Origin of the sequence: Corallococcus sp. AB049A (assembly GCF_003668885.1) — a bacterium.
GTDB classification, from domain to species: Bacteria; Myxococcota; Myxococcia; order Myxococcales; family Myxococcaceae; genus Corallococcus; species Corallococcus interemptor.
Genome location: NZ_RAWL01000207.1, coordinates 1 through 14,872 on the forward strand (window position 1 = coordinate 1; position 14,872 = coordinate 14,872).

15 protein-coding genes are annotated in these 14,872 nt (G+C 69.4%); 6 read left to right on the forward strand and 9 right to left on the reverse strand.

Annotation, left to right across the window (positions count from 1 at the left end):
• Positions 1–5: 5 nt before the first annotated feature.
• On the forward strand, positions 6–479 hold the full coding sequence (locus D7X55_RS21915; protein WP_121724096.1) for a YchJ family protein: 474 nt from the start codon (positions 6–8) through the stop codon (positions 477–479).
• 195 nt (positions 480–674) lie between these two features.
• Here D7X55_RS21915 and gspG read toward each other — a convergent pair whose 3' ends face one another.
• The 6 genes from gspG to metK form a co-directional block, all read right to left on the reverse strand.
• Positions 675–1,082 (reverse strand): type II secretion system major pseudopilin GspG, encoded by a 408-nt coding sequence (gene gspG, locus D7X55_RS21920; RefSeq protein WP_120553021.1) that lies wholly within the window; start codon positions 1,080–1,082, stop codon positions 675–677.
• Positions 1,083–1,152: 70 nt separating this feature from the next.
• Positions 1,153–1,542, reverse strand: coding sequence for a type II secretion system protein GspG (locus D7X55_RS21925; RefSeq protein ID WP_120553020.1), 390 nt, complete (start codon positions 1,540–1,542; stop codon positions 1,153–1,155).
• Between the two features lie 152 nt (positions 1,543–1,694).
• Positions 1,695–2,264, reverse strand: a complete 570-nt coding sequence (locus tag D7X55_RS21930; protein WP_147442996.1) for a hypothetical protein — start codon at positions 2,262–2,264, stop codon at positions 1,695–1,697.
• A 233-nt stretch (positions 2,265–2,497) separates the two neighbouring features.
• Positions 2,498–2,827: a hypothetical protein gene (locus D7X55_RS21935; protein ID WP_120553018.1), complete on the reverse strand. Its 330-nt coding sequence runs from the start codon at positions 2,825–2,827 to the stop codon at positions 2,498–2,500.
• 5 nt (positions 2,828–2,832) lie between these two features.
• Positions 2,833–3,750, reverse strand: coding sequence for a methionyl-tRNA formyltransferase (locus D7X55_RS21940; RefSeq protein WP_121724093.1), 918 nt, complete (start codon positions 3,748–3,750; stop codon positions 2,833–2,835).
• A gap of 109 nt (positions 3,751–3,859) precedes the next feature.
• Complete coding sequence (gene metK, locus D7X55_RS21945; RefSeq protein WP_120553016.1) at positions 3,860–5,050, reverse strand: methionine adenosyltransferase; 1,191 nt, start codon at positions 5,048–5,050, stop codon at positions 3,860–3,862.
• Between the two features lie 238 nt (positions 5,051–5,288).
• On the opposite strand from metK, the gene D7X55_RS21950 reads away from it, so the two are divergent.
• From D7X55_RS21950 to D7X55_RS21970, 5 genes are all read left to right on the forward strand, one after another.
• Positions 5,289–5,879: an ABC transporter substrate-binding protein gene (locus D7X55_RS21950; protein WP_120553023.1), complete on the forward strand. Its 591-nt coding sequence runs from the start codon at positions 5,289–5,291 to the stop codon at positions 5,877–5,879.
• 119 nt (positions 5,880–5,998) lie between these two features.
• The gene (locus D7X55_RS21955; protein ID WP_121724094.1) at positions 5,999–8,167 is read left to right on the forward strand and encodes a site-specific recombinase; all 2,169 of its coding nucleotides are present in this window, start codon (positions 5,999–6,001) and stop codon (positions 8,165–8,167) included.
• A gap of 56 nt (positions 8,168–8,223) precedes the next feature.
• A complete protein-coding gene (locus D7X55_RS21960) occupies positions 8,224–10,875 on the forward strand; it encodes an RND family transporter (protein WP_121724095.1) in 2,652 nt (883 codons plus the stop codon).
• Positions 10,876–10,975: 100 nt separating this feature from the next.
• On the forward strand, positions 10,976–11,581 hold the full coding sequence (locus tag D7X55_RS21965) for an MXAN_6521/LA_1396 family lipoprotein (RefSeq protein WP_120551827.1): 606 nt from the start codon (positions 10,976–10,978) through the stop codon (positions 11,579–11,581).
• A 12-nt stretch (positions 11,582–11,593) separates the two neighbouring features.
• On the forward strand, positions 11,594–12,118 hold the full coding sequence (locus D7X55_RS21970; RefSeq protein ID WP_120551828.1) for an MgtC/SapB family protein: 525 nt from the start codon (positions 11,594–11,596) through the stop codon (positions 12,116–12,118).
• A gap of 22 nt (positions 12,119–12,140) precedes the next feature.
• On the opposite strand, the gene D7X55_RS21975 is transcribed toward D7X55_RS21970, so the two are convergent.
• The 3 genes from D7X55_RS21975 to D7X55_RS21985 form a co-directional block, all read right to left on the reverse strand.
• On the reverse strand, positions 12,141–12,470 hold the full coding sequence (locus D7X55_RS21975; protein WP_120551829.1) for a hypothetical protein: 330 nt from the start codon (positions 12,468–12,470) through the stop codon (positions 12,141–12,143).
• A gap of 93 nt (positions 12,471–12,563) precedes the next feature.
• On the reverse strand, positions 12,564–14,375 hold the full coding sequence (gene ptsP, locus D7X55_RS21980; RefSeq protein WP_120551830.1) for a phosphoenolpyruvate--protein phosphotransferase: 1,812 nt from the start codon (positions 14,373–14,375) through the stop codon (positions 12,564–12,566).
• A gap of 43 nt (positions 14,376–14,418) precedes the next feature.
• Positions 14,419–14,697 carry an HPr family phosphocarrier protein gene (locus tag D7X55_RS21985; RefSeq protein WP_120551831.1) on the reverse strand — a complete coding sequence of 93 codons (279 nt, stop codon included), beginning with the start codon at positions 14,695–14,697 and terminating at the stop codon, positions 14,419–14,421.
• Positions 14,698–14,872: the final 175 nt, after the last annotated feature.

Genomic DNA, 14,872 nt, shown 5'->3' on the forward strand with positions numbered 1-14,872 from the left:
CCGCCATGCCCCCCGTCCCCCTGTGTCCCTGCTCCTCCGGCCAGCGCTACAAGCAGTGCTGCGCCCCCTTCCACAAAGGCGAGGCGGAAGCCCCGGACGCCGAGCGCCTCATGCGCAGCCGCTACAGCGCCTTCGCCCTGCGCGACGCCACCTACCTGTGGAAGACGCTCCACCCCGGCCACCCGATGCGGGCCCGTCCAGAAGCGGACGTCGTGCGCGAGCTGCGCGCCTTCGCCCAGGCCCACCAGTACCCGGGGCTGGTGGTGATGGGCCACCAGCCCCCGGACGCGACGGGGCTCGCCCGCGTCCTCTTCTTCGCCAGGGTGTTCGAGAAGGGGAAGGACCAGTCCTTCGTGGAGCGCTCGGACTTCCGCCACGACGGCACCGGCTGGCGCTACCTGGACGGCGTCCTCAAGCTGCCGCGCGAGCTGAAGGTCCCCCCGGAGTCCCTCACGCTCGCCACCTTCCCGGAGGACTGAAAAGCGCGCGGGCGAAAATCCCCCGTCAGGATTTTCGCGGCGCTTTCGTCCCTGGGAGTGCTGCCCGGCCGGAGAGGCCCTACACGCTCTGGTAAGGCTCCCCTCACAGGGAGCTCACGGTTCGAATCCGTCCTGGCCTATCACGCCACCCAATCGTGGCTTCTCCACTCGGGCAGCACCCCTTTTCCTCTCACCTCACCCTCGCCCCCGAGCGTCCTTGTCGAGCGACGAGAGGTCCCGGTCATCGCCGTCACCGCCCGGCGCGCCATCCGCGCCCAGTGACACGATGGCCGGCACGCCCCGGCTCAGCGTGTACACGTAGTCATTGCCCCACGGGTCGCGCGGCAGCTCGTTGAGGACGCCCTCCTCCACCAGCGGACGCAGCCCCGCGGAGGTGTCCGGCAGCTTCCCCTTCTTCATCGCGTACATCTGGAGCGCCTGCCCCAGCGAGTGGAAGTCCAGCCCCACGCGCTGCTGCTTCGCCTGGCCGAACTGGCCCATCACCGACACGCCCACGGCGGCGGCGATGAGCCCCAGGATGGTGATGACGACCATGATTTCAATCAGCGTCATGCCGCGCTGACGTCGCTGTTTCCTGTTCATGTCTGTCCTTCTGGAACGGAAGGCCTCTCTGCCTTCCGGCATGACTGCGATTGCAACCCGTGGGCCTGCCTCACTCCGCCAGCAGGCTGAGAGAGGACAGGTCCGCGTCCGGGCCCTCGCCGTCCGGAATGCCATCACGGCCGTAGGACAGGATGACCGGCGAGCCCGCCTCCACGCGGTACTTGTAGTCATGGCCCCAGGGGTCCACGGGGAGGGCTTCCAGCAAGCCCTCCTCCACGAGCACGGAGAGCCCGGCCGAAGGTGGCAGCGCGTGGCCCGTGCGCTCCTCGTAATGGGTCAGCGCCAGCAGGATGTGCCGCATGTTCCGCGCCACGCCCCGCTGCCGCTCTCCTCGCTCCATGTTCAGCATGAACGCCACCATCACGCCGTAGCCCAGGAGGACCAGCGTCGCGAGGGCCGCCACCACCCCCTGGGGCTTGAGCCGGGGAAGAAAGCCCATGTCTGTCTTTCTGGCGGAAACGTCAACCAAGACGCGTCACCCTGTCGTGTCACTCCGCGCACCGCGCGCGAAAGAGGAGGCCCGAGGCCTCACCGCGTCCCCCTGTGCAATCTCCGCACCTTCGGGCTCACGTCAGGACCGCGCCGCGCGGCTCACGTCCCCGGGCTCGCCCTGCCACGGCGTCCGCGCGCCCGGCCTCGGAGGATGAGCCCGAGCGCCAGAAGCGGCAGCAGTGCGCCAGGGGATGCCCCACCAGCCGGACTCAAGGTACATCCGGAAGATTCCGAGAGCGGGCTGGAGGGAACAGGCGAGGTCGGATCAAGGGGGATCGAGACGCCGGGATCCTGCCCCCCTGCGTCCGCCCCGATGGAGCCCGCGTCTGGAGCCGTGCCCGCGTCCGGAATGCCCCCGTCCACGGCGCCTCCCCCCGCGATGGTGAAGCGGGACTCGACAGAGGTGGAGGTGCCACCGCCGTTGTACGCGACGACGAGCCAGGTATAGGCCCCCGGCGGCAGCTCATTGCTCGCGGACAGGGCGAAGAAGGTCTGCGTCGTCTTGAAGGTTCGGACGTTCACGCCGCCCTGGCGGATGAGCAGGCCATACTCCGGCGACACCCCATCGGGGTCCGTGGGCGCTTCCCACTCGAAGTAGACGAGCCCACTCGAAAGGACCGCACCCTCCCACGGGAAGACGAGGAAGGGCACGTCGGAGGTTTGCTTCAAGGCCAACTGCATGACGGCCTGTGATGCAGCGGCGGATGCCAGAGGGGCAGCGGCGGCAGGAAGCGCGAACCCGGCCAGCAAGACGAGCGTTCCGAGAGCGCACCGCATCGGTGCAGGGGGGAGAATGGGCATTGTTCCCTGGCTTGGGGGAGGTGGGTAGAGCCCGGAGACGTGCGAACCCTGGCGATATTCATTGCCGCGCTGCTCACGTTCCTGGACTCGCGCTGAGACGGTCACAGCGGTCCCCAGTCGTACATGTTGGCGGGCTCCGCCACGAGCACCAGCCCCACGAAGCGGCCCTTGCGCACGTCGATGCGCGCCCACAGCGTCTGCCTGCAACGCGGACAGTCCCCCAGGCCGTAGGCCCAGAAGCTCCGCCCCTCCAGCCCCGCGTCAGGCCCCACCTCGCGACGCCGGTGCTGGGGCTCGCGGTCGAAGACGTCGTCGCCCTCCTGGAACCGCTCCCACTGCAGCAGCCCGATGTAGCCCTGGAACGAAAGCGCCTCCGCGGCACCGCACGACGGGCACTTCACCGGCCAGATGAACTCGTTGTACCTGCCCATCGCGCTCAGGCGTCCTCTACCGTGTGAGACACCACCCAGAGCGGCCGGTCCCCGCACTGCACCAGCAGCTCGTCCCCCTGCCGCGCCAACAGCGTGCCCGGCCGCGCGTGCGGGTCCTCGCCCCGCCACGCCCGGGTGCACTGCACGCGGACCCAGCGGCCCTCGAGCCGGGCCCTCGCGTCGCCTCGCCCCTCGCGCCATCCGGCGAAGCGGCACGCGCGCACCTTCAGGTGCACGGCCCGCGCGTCGTCGCGCCAATCCACGTTTCGGTACGAGGCTTCGAAGAAGGGCGCGAAGGTGGCGTCTTCTTCCGCCTGCCGCTCGCCCACGTCTCCGCGCGCCACGCGCTCCACCACCCCGGGCAGCAGCCGGCGCGACGCGAGCATCAGCTTCTCGAAGACGACCTCCTCCGGATCCTCGTCCTGGATGGCGAACAGCCCCTGCGCCAGCACGGGCCCGGTGTCGAAGCTCGCGTCCATCCGGTGGAAGGTGAGCCCCAGCTCGCGAGCATCCTCCCGCAGCGCCCAGCCCAGCGGACACGGCCCCCGGTAGCGAGGCAGCAACGACGGGTGCACGTTCACCGCCCCCAGCGGTGGCAGCGCCAGCACCTCCGGCGGCAGCCTCCAGGGGAAGAAGAAGCACAGGACGAAGTCCGGCCGCAGCTCCGTCAGCCGGGGCATCAGGTGGGCGCGCTCGCTCACCAGCAGCACGTCCACCGACGGCGGCGCGGCTTCAAAGAGCCGCCCCAGCTCCGCCCACCCCTCCCTGTCCAGCGGGCGCAGGCCCCGGACGCCCGCGGGCACCACCAGGGCCACCACGTCATGCCCCTGGGCCCTCAGCGCCAACGTGAAGTCGTGCGCCACGGCGGGGGCCACGGTGAGCAGCACGATGCGCCAGCCAGACGCGGCACCCGGAGTCGGCATGCCGGTGTCCTAACAATTCACCCACCGTGCGCGCCCGGCCGTGGAAATGAAAACGCGCTCGCCCCGGGAGGGGACGAGCGCGTGGGTACGACGGAGTGTTACCGGTGCGTCAGACCGCCTTCAGGCGGGGCGTGCGCGCCTTGGGGGCGGGGGCCGCGACGGCCTCACGCAGCGCGTCCTTCTTGTCCGTGCGCTCCCAGGTGAACTCCTTCTCCGCGCGGCCGAAGTGACCGTACGCGGCGGTCTTCTGGTAGATGGGCCGCAGCAGGTCCAGGTGCTCCGTGATTTCGCGCGGGCGCAGGCCGAACACCTGGCGCACGGCGCGGGCGATCTGCTCTTCCGGCACGGTGGACGTACCGAAGGTCTCCACCATCACGCTGACAGGCTCCGCCACGCCGATGGCGTAGGACACCTGCACCTCGCAACGGCTGGCCAGGCCCGCCGCCACGACGTTCTTCGCGATGTAGCGGCCCATGTACGCGGCCGAGCGGTCCACCTTGGACGGGTCCTTGCCGCTGAACGCGCCGCCGCCGTGACGGCCCATGCCGCCGTAGGTGTCGACGATGATCTTGCGGCCCGTGAGGCCCGAGTCGCCCATGGGGCCGCCGATGACGAAGCGGCCCGTGGGATTGATGAAGAACTTGGTCTTGTTGTCGATGAGCTTCTTCGGCAGGACCTTCAGGATGACGTCCTCGCGGATGGCCTCCTGGATCTTCTTGTTGGAGACGTCATCCGAGTGCTGCGTGGACAGCACCACCGCGTCGATGCGCAGCGGCTTGCCGTCCTTGTACTCCACCGTGACCTGGCTCTTGCCGTCCGGGCGGATCCACGGGTGGTTCTTGCGGCGCACCTCCGCCAGGCGGCGGGTCAGCGCGTGCGCGTAGTGGATGGGCGCGGGCATCAGCTCCGGCGTCTCGTCGCACGCGAAGCCGAACATCATGCCCTGGTCGCCGGCGCCCTGGTCCTTCTTGTTGTCCACGCCGCGCGCGATGTCCTGGCTCTGGCCCTCGATGGCCACCATGACGCCGCAGGTGTTGCCGTCGTAGCCCATGGAGCTATCGGTGTAGCCGATGCGCGTGATGGTGGAGCGGACGATCTTCGGGATGTCCACGTAGGTGTTCGTCGTCACCTCGCCCGCGACAATGGCGAGGCCCGTCTTGACGAGCGTCTCCACGGCGACGCGCGCCTGCGGATCCTTGGCGATGATGGCATCGAGCACACCGTCGGAGATCTGGTCGGCGATCTTGTCCGGGTGGCCCTCGGTGACGGATTCAGACGTGAACAGGAAGTCGGTAGGCATGTCTTCTCGGGCTTCGCGCTAATTCGGTGACGCAGCGCAGGGGGCGGACACTAAACGTGGGGTCCCAGCAGAGTCAAACCTGCCGATACACGGGTTTATTCGGTGCCAGCGCCCTTCAACCAGGCGGACCCGACGCCGCGGGTGTGCCCGCCCGCCGGATGAATTTCATGGTTCGCGCGGCGTTCTCAGGGCTACAGGACCCGCGCCCTTCTTCTGGAGGTCACCGACCCATATGAACGTGAACGCCCGCATCCGCACCCTTCCCTTCCTGGTTGCCCTCACCTTCGCAGTGCCCGCGCTCGCCGCGCCCAAGGCGTCCGAAGCCATCACCAAGCCCGTGAAGACCGTGGTGCAGTCCGTGCGCTACGAGAAGGACACCAAGGCCCTGGAGAACCTGGGCAGCGACCAGCAGGGCCTCTTCCTGCTGGGCGAAGAGTGGACCAAGGCCACGGACGCGCAGCGCAAGGAGTTCACGCAGCTCTTCCAGAGCCTCTTCGCGAAGATCGCCTTCCCCAAGGTGCGCGAGAACTTCAAGAACCTGGACTCCATCACCTACGACGAGCCGCAGGTGACGGGCGACAAGGCGCTCGTGGGCTCCACCATCTTCATCAACCACCCGCTGAAGAAGCAGGAGATGAAGCTCAAGTACTCCGTGGAGAAGGTGGGCAGCAGCTGGAAGGTCGTGGACGTGTCCGTGCTGGGCGACTCCATGCTCACCGGCATCCGCGACGACCAGGTCCGCCCGCTCTTCAAGGAGGGCGGCTGGGACGCGCTGCTCGGCGCCATGCGCCAGAAGAACAACGAGCTGGCTTCGGTGAAGGTGAAGTAATCCAGCCTGCCTCCCGCCAGGGCAGCCGGGCATCCCGGCCCTCGCCACACCTCCGGGTTCCGGGGGAGGCGCGGGCCGGGTAGGCTTGGGCGTTCCTCCTCCCCCGGAGCGCCTGGCGAATGAGTGTTTCGACCCCCGCCCCGCGGCTGCTGCTCCGGGGGGCTCCGTCCGACCGAGAGATGGACGCGTTCTGCGTCCAGTACGCCCCCCGCGCTCCGGGGCACCCCGCGGTCCGCGACCTGCTCCGGCTGTTGTCGGAGGTCCCCCAGGACGGCCTGGAGCCGCGCCTGGCGTGGGTGGAGCGGTGGATCCACTGGATGCGCGACCGCATCCCCGCCCACGGCCTCACGGAGGTGGACGACTCCGCGCTGTCCCCCGCGAACTCCCGGCTGTCCCTGCTGGTGCGCGTGCTGGAGGGCGAGAGCGCCCTGCGCGCGTCCGTCACCCGGCTGGTGGCGGGCGTGTTCGCGAGCAGCCGGGGCCTGAAGCTCTTCGCCCAGGTGGGGCTCTCCGCGGGCAACGGCTTCTTTTCCGAGCTGACGGACCGCCTGGTGCGCGGCGTGCTGCCCGCGCCGCCGGAGCCGGGCAAGTTGTCGGAGCTGCTCCTGCTCCTGTTCCCGGTGCCTGGGGACGCGAAGTGGCTGGGCGCGCTGTCCCCCCTGCTGCTGGCGCGGCTGACGGCGCTGGTGGGCGAGCCGCCCCCACCGGAGCCCACCCCGTCCTCGCGGGTGCGCGGGGACCTGATGGACGCGCTGCTGCTGTTGGGCGTGCAGGTGGCGGGGCTGGGGCTGGCGGAGGACGTGCGCGACCGCACGCCGGAGCTGTCCTTCCGCGCGTCACCCTTCCTGCGGCTGCGGCTGGTGTGTGACGCGGTGCTGGCGCGCGACGGGGCCCAGGAGGCGCTGGCGGAGCTGGCCCGCGTGGTGGAGGACTGCCGCGGCGTGGTGCGCTCCGTCACCCGGCACCTGGAGGAGTCCGGCGTCAGCGTGGACCTGGTGTACCGGCTGGAGCGCATCCGGCGCGGCCTGGACCGGATGGAGGCCATCGCCAGGGTGCTGGCCGCGCCGCGCGGTGAGCCCCGCTGGCGCGAGGTGCTGGCGCTCCTGTCGGACCTGCTGGAGCACGCGCACGCGGACCGCTCCGTGCGCGCGCTGGTGCGGCGCAACGCCCGGCTGCTGGCGCGCAAGGTCATCGAGCGCACCGGCAACACGGGCGAGCACTACATCACCTCCACGACGGCCGAGTTCCACCACATGGTGCACTCGGCGGCGGGCGGCGGACTGGTGGCCGCGTTCGCCGTCGCGCTGAAGTTCCTGCTCACCGGCCTGCCGCTGGCCCCCTTCTTCGCGGGCCTCTTCGTCGCGCTCAACTACGCCGGCGGCTTCGTGCTGATGCAGCTGCTGGGCTTCACGCTGGCCACGAAGCAGCCGTCCATGACGGCCTCCACGCTGGCGGCCGCGGTGGGCGAGGACGCGGGCCCGGACGGAGGCGCCCGGCGCATGGAGCGCCTGGAGGCGCTGGTGCCGCGCATCACCCGCTCGCAGCTGGCGGCCATCCTGGGCAACCTGGGCTGCGTGCTGCCCGTCGCGGTGGCGCTGGCGCTGGGCCTCCAGTTCCTCACGGGCCACGCCTGGCTGACCGAACAGCAGGCCCGGCACGTGGTGGAGACGCTGCACCCCTGGAAGAGCGCGACGTTGTTCTACGCCACGCTGACCGGCGTGATGCTCTGGGCCTCCAGCGTGGCCGCCGGCTGGTTCGAGAACTTCATCGTCTACCGCCGCCTGCCGGAGGCGCTGGCCCACCACCGCGTGCTGCGCGCCGTCTTCGGCGTGACGGGCGCGCGCAGGGTGGCGGACGCGCTGATGCACCACGCCGCGGGCGTGGCCGGCGGTGTCTGCCTGGGCCTGCTCCTGGCGGTGATGCCGGGCGTGGGCGGCTTCTTCGGCGTCCCGCTGGACGTGCGCCACGTCACCTTCTCGTTCGGCGCGCTGGCCTTCGCCGGGTGCGCGCTGGGCCCCTCCGCCGTGACGGAGCCGGGCTTCCTGGCGGCCGCCGTGGGCGTCCTCTTCGTGGGCGTCGTCAACTTCGGCGCGTCCTTCGCGCTGGCCCTGGGCGTGGCCCTGCGCGCCCGCGACGTGCCCCTCTTCGAAGGCGTGCGCTTCCTGGGCGCGGTGTTCCTGCGCTTCCTGCGAAACCCGCTCCCCTTCCTCCTGCCGCCCCGTGACGCGCCCGCCACGGGTGGGACCGAGGCGCGGGCCGTCCCCCTGGCCGGGCCTCCAGGGCACTGACAGGCGTCCGGGCTTTGCTTCCGGGCGGGGACGTTCGGCGATAGGGTCCCGCGCCCATGAGCGGCAATCCCTCGTCCCATCCTCCGCCCCGCCTCGCCCTTGCCTACGCAGAGATGCTGGTCCGGCGCCCCGGCACCGTCATGACAGTGCTGCTGCTGCTGCTCGGCCTGGCCGTGTGGGGCACGTCGAAGCTGACCATCAACTCCAACCAGCTGGACCTCATCTCCCAGGACCTGCAGGAGGTGAAGGACGTCAAGCGCGTCATCGACATGGTGGGCGGCAGCGGCTTCTTCATGCTCACCTTCCGCGGTGACGACGAGGCCACGCTCAAGAAGGTCGCGGACGACGTGGCCGTGATGGTGGGCAAGGACAAGGAGAACGCCCGCTCCGTCACGTACAAGATCCCCGTCGAGTTCGTGCAGAACAACATGGTCCTGTTCGTGAAGACGGAGGACCTGGCCGAGGGCAAGCGCCGCATCATGGCGTTCCTCAAGGATCAGATCCGCCGCGCGAACCCCTTCTACATTGAAATCAAGAAGACGGAGCCGGTGAAGCTGGACCTGCAGGACCTGGTCGACAAGTACTCCAGCGTTGGCAACAAGAGCATCGCGGACGACTACTACATCTCCCAGGACCGCAAGCTGCTGCTGCTCCTCATCAAGCCGATGTGGGACACCAACGAGATCGGCAAGACGAAGCAGTACGTGGACAAGCTGCGCGGGGACCTGGAGCAGTACTCCAAGGGCAACGCCTCGGGCGTGCAGCTGGTGGAGGACTACTACAAGATGGGCGACAAGAAGACGGTCGCCTACGGCTTCACGGGTTCCTACAAGACGGCGGTGGACGACTCGTACGCCATCGAGGACTCGCTCCAGCCGGTCACCATCATCGCGCTGGTCGCCATCTTCGCCATCACCATCGCGTTCTTCCGCAAGTGGGCGCCCACGCTCATCGTGGTGAGCGGCACGGTGGCGGGCACGCTGTACACGCTGGGCTTCACCTACGCGACGCTGGGTGAGCTCAACATGATCACCTCCATCCTGGGCGGCATCCTGATGGGGTTCGGCATCGACTACGGCATCCACTTCATCTTCCGCACGCGCCTGGAACTGGGCGCGGGCAAGCCCTACGACGTGGCCATCCGCGACGCGGTCATCAACGCGGGCCGCCCGGCGCTGGTGTCCGCGGTGGTGGTGGCCGGTTCGTTCTACGTGCTGATGGTGAGCGAGTTCAAAGGCTTCTCCCAGTTCGGCTTCCTGGCCGGCACGGGCACGCTGATGCTGGGCTTCACGCTGTTCTCCTGGTGCCCGGCGCTGCTGGCGCTGGCCGGCCGCAAGAACCCGGAGCTGCCGCAGAAGCTCATTGGCGTGATGAAGCCGCCGCCCGCCGTCAGCGCCACCGGCAAGGAGCTGCGCATCCCGCGCCCCGGCCTGGTGCTGGCGGTGGGCTGCGTGATTGTCGCGGTGGTGTGCGGCGCGGCCATCCCGTGGAAGAGCGGCGAGCCCCCGGCGGACGCGGGCTTCTTCGCGCGGCTGCCGTACGGCGTGCGCTTCAACTACAACACCCGCGCGCTGATGCCGGCGAACCAGCCGTCCGTGGTGCTGCAGGATGAAATCAACGCGCGCTTCAAGATCGCCAGCGACCCGCTCGCCGTCTACACCAAGGACCTGGCGGAGACGGAGGCCCTCTACAAGGAGCTGACGGCGGACCCGAAGAAGCGCCCCGCCATCTCCCAGGTGATGAGCCTCTTCACCTTCGTGCCGCCGGAGGGCATCTCCCAGGCGAACGCGAAGATCCTGGAGGAGTGGCAGGAGGAGCTGAAGGAGATCGACGTGAAGGCGCTGCCGCCGGAGACGCAGGAGAAGGCGGCCCTGTTCTTCAAGATGCTGGAGGCGCGCCCCTTCGACGTGCACAACGTGCCGGAGATCTACGCCTCGCAGTTCCGCCACCTGCCCACCACCAGCCCGGAGAACCACGGCTACCTCACGTTCATCTACCCGAGCGTGGACCTGTGGGACGGCAAGCAGATGCTCCAGTTCGCGGACCAGACGTCCTCCATCAAGGCCATGGTGACGCCGGGCAAGTTCACGCAGGGCGGCCCCACGGGCGCGCCTGTGGAGAAGGAGTTCCGCGCCGCGGGCGCCACGCAGCTGTACGCGTCGCTGGCGCGCATGGTGCTCAAGGACGCGAAGCTCACGGTCATCCTCACCGCGCTGTGGATTCTGGTGATGCACTTCGCGGACTTCCGCAACGCGAAGCTGGCGCTGGCGTCCGTGATTCCGCTGACGGTGGGCCTGGCGATGATGATGGGCTTCATGGCGCTGTTCGACCTGCGCCTGAACTTCATGAACATCATCATCCTGCCCATCCTGCTGGGCTTCGGCGTGAGCCACGGCCTGTACCTCTTGCACCGCTTCCTGGAGGGCACGTCCCCGCTGGTGGCGCTGCGCAGCGTGGGCGCGGCGGTGGCGTCCTCCACGCTCACGGCGGTGGCGGGCTTCGCGGCGCTGCTGGTGGCCAGCCACAACGGCCTGCGCTCCATGGGCCTGGTCGCCTGCATCGGCCTCATCACCACGCTGCTGGTGTCCTTCACGGTGCTGGCGGCGGTGATGCAGCTGATGCACGACAAGCGGCAGAAGGACGCGGGACGTTCGCCGGAGGGCGGTTCCGCCTCCGGCGGTGACACGTCCTCCACACGCGCCGCCTGACAGCGCGGAGGAAGCGCTTAATATCCCGCGCCGGACCTCACGGCCCCGCCTTCCCCCAAGGGAAGCGCGGGGCCGTTCTTTTCTTCGGGAGCTTCAAGCCATGGGGACGTTCAAGCGGGTGGGTGCGGTGCTGGGCCTGATGGTGCTCACGGGCTGCGCGAGCACGGTGAAGAGCCAGCGGCTGCGCCCGGACTACGCGACGGTGGACCGGCAGCAGGTGAAGCGGCTGGCGGTGGTGACGCAGCCCTTCCCGCAGGGGCAGCAGTACATTGGCGACCTGTGGAGCCTCATCGCGCGGCAGTGGCTCAACCAGAACCGGGACTACCTGGTGAAGGCCAACACGTCGCTCCCGGAGCGCCCCACGGACGCCACCTTCAAGGACCAGTGCGTGGAGGGCATCGAGGGCGTGCTCTGGCTGGACCCGGCGGTGAAGCGCGTGGGTGACGGCGCGGAGGTGGCGGTGCGCGCGCAGCTCATCCGCTGCCGCGACGGTGAGGAGGTCTGGGCCGCGGAGGCCGGCGGCAGCTGGGACTCCGAGGACAAGAAGTACGTGGAGCGCAAGGAGCAGTACGTGACGGAGCTGGGCCAGGTGGTGGAGCCCTACGTGGTGCCGTCCTACAAGCTGCTGGTGGCCACGCTGGACACGTTGCCCAATCCCGAACTGAACGACGCGGACAAGGACGAGAAGATCGACCTGGGCGAGTAGCGTCCCGCCCCGGTGGAACCCCAAGTCCTCATCGGAAGGCTGGCGTTGGCCACGCTGCTGGGCGGCGTGCTGGGCGTGGAGCGTGAGGCGCGCAACCAGGCCGCCGGGCTGCGCACGCACACGCTGGTGGCGCTGGGGGCGTGCTGCTTCACGCTCTCCAGCGTGTCCATGGAGGAGCTGCTCCGGGCGCAGGCGAACCCCAGCGGCACGCAGGTGGACGTCAGCCGCATCGCCAGCCAGATTGTCGTGGGCATCGGCTTCCTGGGCGCGGGCGTCATCCTGCGCCACGGGCACTCGGTGCGAGGCCTCACCACGGCGGCGAACCTCTGGCTGACGGCGGCGGCGGGCCTGGCCTGCGGGCTGGGCCTCTACGTGCTGGCCAGCGTCACCGTGGCCCTGGCCCTGCTGTCGCTGGTGGTGCTGCGCCCCCTCTCCCGGCTGCTGTCACCCGAGGACGGGAGGCACGCCGGGACCCCGGGCCGCGAAAACACCGAGGACGGGCCCCCCACCGGTGATGGAGAGTCCCGTCCCGAGTGATGCGTGAGCGTGAGGACGCCCGCTACTCCATCATGGGCACCAGCGCGCCCGTCAGGTCGTGCGTGTAGGCCACCGGCCGGTGCGGCGTGTCCGGGTGGCAGTGGTCGTCCTCCAGCTCCAGCGCGCCCTCCGCCAGCATGGCGCCCGGGAGGCTGGCCAGGTCCCGGCGCAGGTAGACGTCATCCCCGTCCAGGTCCTCGACGTCGGAGAAGCGCACCGGGTATTCCCGCTCGAAGATGCGCCCCTTGCCAATGGTGAAGCCGCGCGGGTCCACCGCGACGATGCCGCCGAGCGCTTCGCCGTCCCGGTCCCGCACCGTCATGCCCCGCTGAATGTCTGTTGGCTTGAACACGCTGCTGCCTCCTGCCTCCGTGTCCGGCCAAACTGTGCATTCCGCCTGGAAACGGCGACCCCTCTGCTCGCATTCTCTCAGGGAGAGAGGGGCCTACACCGGCTCTGATTCCGGATCATGCACCGGTGACAGCAGCGAGCCCTCCTGGCCTCCGCTGAAGCGCCGGTCCATCTCCGTGCGCACGAAGCGCTCAATCTCCTCCGCGGTCGTCAGCTCCATGGCGCCCTGGAGCATCTCCACCGCTTCGCTCCGGCTCACCCGGCGCATCAGGCGCTTCACCACCGGAATCTGACCGGACGTCATGGACAGCTCGTCGAAGCCCAGCGCCAGCAGCACCAGGGTGAAGAGCGGGTCGCCCGCCATCTCGCCGCACATGGAGACGGGGATGTTGGCGGACTTGGCCGCGTCCACGATGCCCTGGAGCATGCGCAGCACCGACAGGTGCAGCGGCCGGTAGAGGTACGCGACCTCGCGGTTCTGGCGGTCGATGGCCAGCGAGTACTGGATGAGGTCGTTCGTCCCGATGGAGAAGAAGTCCGCCTCCTGCGCCAGCCGGTCCGCGATGGTCGCCGCGCTGGGCGTCTCCACCATGATGCCCACCGGGAAGCGCTTGCCCACCGGCACACCCGCGCGCCCCAGCGCCGTGCGGCACGCCTCCAGCTCGCTGCGGGCCTCGCGCAGCTCACTGACGCCGCAGATGAGCGGGAACATCAGGCGCAGGTTGCCGTGCACGCTCGCGCGCAACAGGGCCCGCAGCTGGACGCGGAACAGCTCCCGGTTGGACAGGCAGTAGCGGATGGCCCTCAGGCCCATGGCCGGGTTGGGTTCCTTCTCGTGCTTCGTCTTGCCCGGCACCTTGTCGCCGCCCAGGTCCAGCGTGCGGATGGTGACGGGGCGGCCCCCCATGGCCTCCAGCACCTGCTTGTACGCGCGGTAGTGCTCCTCTTCCGTGGGCGCCGTCTTGCGGTCCAGGAACATGAACTCCGTGCGGTACAGGCCAATGCCCTCCGCGCCGTGCGCCAGCAGCGAGGGGATCTCCTCCAGGAACTCCATGTTGCCGTTGAGCCGGATGCGGAAGCCGTCCGTGCTCACCGCGGGCTGGTCCTTGGTGGCCAGCGCCAGCTGCTCGCTCTCCAGGTAGCGGCGCTGCTCCTCCCGGAACAGCGCCAGCTGGTCCTCCGTGGGGTTCACCAGCACCACGCCGCGCGTGCCGTCCATGGCGACCAGGTCGCCCGGGGAAATCTGTTCGCTCGCGCGCCCCGCGCCCACCACCGCGGGCGTCTCACGCGCGCGGGCGACGATGGCGGTGTGGCTCGTTTGTCCGCCCAGGTCGGTGACGAAGCCCGCCACGCGGCCGCTGCGAGCCATCATCGCAGCGTCCGCGGGCGGCAGGTCATGCGCGACGACAATGGCCTCCGCGGGCACCTCCACGTCCTCGTCCACCACCTGGCCCATCAGGTTGCGGATGATGCGGTCCGCCACGTAGTCCACGTCCGAGCGGCGCTCGCGGAAGTACTCGTCCGGGATGTTGTCGAAGAGGTGTTTGATTTTCCGGGCCGTGCGGCGGACGGCCCATTCCGCGTTGATGCGGTCCTCCACGATGAGGCGGTTGACCTCGTCCACGAGCATGGGGTCGTGGAGCATCAGCCGGTGCGCTTCCAGGATGAGGGCGTGGTCACTGCCCTCCGTGCGCGTGATCTGGTCCTTCAGCTCCGCGAGCTGGCGGTCGGACAGGTCGATGGCGGTCTTCATCCGCATCCGCTCGGGTTCCACCTCCGCGTCCGCCAGGCGCAGCTTGGGGGTGCGGATGCGCTTCCGGTCCAGGATGAAGGCGTGGCCCACCGCCACGCCCGGAGAGGCGCCGATGCCCGACAGCCTGAGTGTAGGGGTGGCCTGGCTGCTCACGGTTTTTCTGACCTCTAGGGGAGTCTACCTCCCCTTTCGACGCTCACTGCGCTTCGCCAAACCGGTCCTCGATGAGCTTTTTCAATTCGGACAGGCAGGCCTCGGCGTCCTCGCCCTTGCAGGTGAGGGTCACCTGGGTGCCCTGGGCCGCCGCGAGCATCAGCACGCCCATGATGGACTTGGCGTTGGCGCGCTGCCCGGAGGCCTTGATGGTGACATCGCTCTTGAAGCGGTTGGCCACCTTGACCATCTGCGCCGCGGCCCGGGCGTGCAGCCCCAGCGCGTTGATGATCTCGAAGGTTCCCTCGGCTTCACTCGCCATCGTGCGACTCCCGCTTCACTCGACTGTTCGTACTCACAGAAAGGCGCCCGCCGCGCAGGCCAATCCCGCCGCGACGTAGAGGACCACGTAGGTGGGGACGCGGCGGTTGACGGCCACGTACGCCAGCACGCCCACCGCCAGGCACCCCACCGCCAGGAAGGGCGCCCACGTCCCC